The sequence below is a fragment of the Intrasporangium sp. genome, assembly GCF_051961875.1.
Taxonomy (GTDB): Bacteria; Actinomycetota; Actinomycetes; order Actinomycetales; family Dermatophilaceae; genus Intrasporangium_A.
Genome location: NZ_JBQCCV010000151.1, coordinates 1 through 2,987, shown reverse-complemented (window position 1 = coordinate 2,987; position 2,987 = coordinate 1). Strand labels below are relative to the sequence as shown.

Sequence of the window (2,987 nt, the reverse complement as noted above, 5' to 3'; positions counted from 1 at the left end):
CAGCGCAAGCGCGCTCGAACGATGGGCCGGCCCAGTCGCGGCGACAGCGGCGGCCGGCGTGCTGCTCGGGGCCGCGATCGTGCGGGCACTCCGGCGCGGCACCGTCCCGCAACCGCGCTGAGGCCAGTCGGGGGCGCGCCGGCGCACGAGGCGTGGGCGCGGCCCACGAGCGGCGCGCGACCTCAGGGGCGGGCGGCGCTCAGGACGAGAACGTGAGCACCGCCTCGAGCTCCACCGGCGCACCGCCCGGCAGGGAGGCAACGCCGATGGCCGTTCGGGCGTGGATCCCCCGCTCCGGGCCGAGCACCTCGGCGATGAGGGTGCTCGCGCCGTCGGCGACCGCCGGGTGCTGGCCGAAGTCTGCGGCGGCACGAACGTAGACGCGAACGTGCAGGACGGCGTCGACGCTGCCCAGCCCGTGAGGCAGGTGCGGCGACCCGTCGATGGCGGCGAGGAGGTTGACCGCCGCGCGGCCAGCATCCTCCCGCGCCTGCTCGACGGAGACGTCGTCACCGACGACCCCGGTCACCAGCAGGCCGTCCGGGGTGCGGCCGGTGTGGCCCGACACCCAGAGCTGGCCGCCCTCTGCCCGGGTCGATGCATAGGCACCCTTGCTCGGCAGCGGCTCCGGCAACGCATAGCCGAGGCCGGCCAGCCGTGCGCGTGCCTCCTCACGTCGTCTCCGCGCGTCGTCGCCGGCGGACGGCGCCCGGTGATCCGTCACGGCCACACGCCGTTCATCGCGCGCAGGTCGTCGACGGTGTGGCTGCGGTGGACCTCGAGCAGCTCGACCACCCCCTCGACATCCCGGGCAGCGCAGGCGTCGTAGATGAGCTCGTGCTCGGCGTTGACGGTCTTGCGCGTGAGGGGCCGCTGGAAGTAGAGCGACCGGTAGGGATCGGTGGTGTCCCAGAGGCGGCGGATCATCTCGACCGCCCGGCCCATCCCGCTCCGCTCGAAGAGCGCGAAGTGGAACACGCGGTTCTGGACGCCGACCGCGACCATGTCCTGGGCATCGGCGGCCCGGTCCATGGCGTCCATGGCGTCACGCATGCGAACGAGGTCGGCCTCCTCGAGTGCCGGCACGGCCGCTCGCGCCACGTGGGACTCGAGGACCCCTCGCAGGTCGTAGATCTCGAGCAGGTCGGCGACGTCGAGCTTGGCGACGCTGTATCCGCGATGGGCGGCGTAGACGACAAACCCCTCGCCCTCGAGGATCTTCAGGGCCTCGCGTACGGGCACCCGGCTCACCCCGAACTGCTCGGCCAGGCTCTCCTGGTGGATCGGGACGCCGGGAGGCAGCTCCCCGCGGATGATGAGACCGCGGAGCTCGGCGAGCACCGCCTGCTGCGCGGTCTGGGGGCGAAGGAAGCGATGCGACCCTGAGTGCTGGACTGTCACGGCTCGATCATATTGGATACGGTATAAAACCTCCACGACCGAACCGCGAGGAGCGCCATGGGCACGACACTCATCACCGACATCGACATGCTGGTCACCGGTGACGCCGCGGCGCCTGTGCTGCGGGACACCCAGCTCCTCATCGAGGACGGCCTCGTCGCGGCGATCGGCGAGGACGTCGCGGCACCGGACCGTGTCATCTCGGCCGGCGGCATGAGCGTCATGCCGGGCCTCGTCGACGGTCACGTCCATCCGACCTTCGGTGAGTGGACGCCGGCGCAGAATGCGGTCGGCTGGCTGCACAACTACCTGCACGGTGGCACGACGAGCATGGTCTCCGCGGGGGAGCTGCACCTGCCCGGCCTGCCGATGGACGCGCTGACCCCCGAGCTGGTGACCAGCCTGGCGGTGACCTCGCTGCACACGACCGGCCGGGTCCGGCAGTCCGGCGTCAAGATGACGGCCGGCACCGTCCTGCTCACGCCGGGGATGACGGAGGGGCACTTCGACCGGCTCGCGGCTGCCGGGGCCAGTCAGGCGAAGTTCATCTTCTACGACTGGAACCACCTCGACACCGGCGAGCCGATGACCTACCTCCAGTGGGCGAACGAGCGGGACATCACGGTCAAGATGCATTCCGGTGGAGTGTCGCGCTCCGGCTCCAGCCGAGTCGCCGGGTACGACCTCGTGTCGGCCGTGCGTCCGGACGTCGTCGCACACATCTCCGGCGGCCCGATTCCCATGCCGGACGAGGAGATTCGCAAGACCATCGACGATCTGTCCGGTGCGATCGAGGTGTGCAGCTCGATGAACTACCGGGCGACCCAAGTCGCGGTCGACCGGCTCACGGAGCGCGGGGAGCTGCACCGGCTGACCCTGGGCACCGACACCCCGGGCGGGACCGGCGTCATCCCCCGGGGAATGCTCCGCAACGTGCTCTACCTGGCCTCGGTCTGCGGAGTCGACCCGGCCATCGCCGTCGCGGCGGCGACGGGCAACACCGCGTCGGCACATGGCCTGGACGCCGGAGTCCTCGCGCCGGGGCGGCCGGCCGACCTCCTCATCCTCGGGCCGATCACCGGGTCGCTAGCGACGAACGTCCTCGAGTGCTTCCAGCTCGGAGACCTGCCCGGGATCGCGGCCATCTTCGTCGACGGTGAACCGCTCGTCCTCGGGCGCAGCGAGCAGACGCCGCCGCCCAGCCGACGCGTCAGCATTCAGTCCTAGCCGCAGAGGGCTCCCGGCCCGTCGCGCACCTCTCGTCCTCGCCGATCGCGGCGAGGACGTGTCCTACTCCCCAGGAGGTCCAGATGCTCAAGATCGGTTGGAAGGCGTCGGCGGAGCAGTTCGGGCCGCGGGAGCTGGTCGAGTACGCGGTGCAGGCGGAGCGGGTCGGGTTGGACTCGGTGTTCATCTCGGACCACTTCCAGCCCTGGCGGCACCGCGACGGGCACGCCCCGTTCGCGATGTCGTGGCTGGCCGCCGCGGGTGAGCGCACCGAGCGGGTGGTGCTCGGCACCTCGGTGATGACCCCGACGTTCCGGTACAACCCGGCCGTGATCGCGCAGGCGTTCGGCACCCTCGGG

The 2,987-nt window shown here is 71.4% G+C and carries 4 protein-coding genes; 2 read left to right on the top strand and 2 right to left on the bottom strand.

The window, feature by feature from the left end; translation table 11 throughout:
* Window positions 1-199: 199 nt before the first annotated feature.
* Both ACTHJJ_RS09100 and ACTHJJ_RS09095 read right to left on the bottom strand, forming a co-directional pair.
* Window positions 200-730, bottom strand: a complete 531-nt coding sequence (locus tag ACTHJJ_RS09100) for a RidA family protein (RefSeq protein ID WP_440302626.1) — start codon at window positions 728-730, stop codon at window positions 200-202.
* Window positions 721-1,401: a GntR family transcriptional regulator gene (locus ACTHJJ_RS09095; protein WP_440302625.1), complete on the bottom strand. Its 681-nt coding sequence runs from the start codon at window positions 1,399-1,401 to the stop codon at window positions 721-723. The genes ACTHJJ_RS09100 and ACTHJJ_RS09095 overlap by 10 nt, the downstream gene beginning before the upstream one ends.
* 57 nt (window positions 1,402-1,458) lie before the next feature.
* Between ACTHJJ_RS09095 and ACTHJJ_RS09090 the strand changes: the two genes are divergently transcribed.
* Both ACTHJJ_RS09090 and ACTHJJ_RS09085 read left to right on the top strand, forming a co-directional pair.
* Entirely contained in the window at window positions 1,459-2,628 is a 1,170-nt protein-coding gene (locus tag ACTHJJ_RS09090; RefSeq protein ID WP_440302624.1) for an amidohydrolase family protein, read from the top strand.
* A gap of 83 nt (window positions 2,629-2,711) precedes the next feature.
* Window positions 2,712-2,987: LLM class flavin-dependent oxidoreductase (locus ACTHJJ_RS09085; RefSeq protein WP_440302623.1), on the top strand; the 276-nt coding region annotated here is incomplete at its 3' end.

What these genes read in the sequence shown, in the direction of transcription:
- ACTHJJ_RS09090 (WP_440302624.1), top strand. Translation starts at nt 1,459, where the DNA reads ATGGGCACGACACTCATCACCGACATCGACATGCTGGTCACCGGTGAC.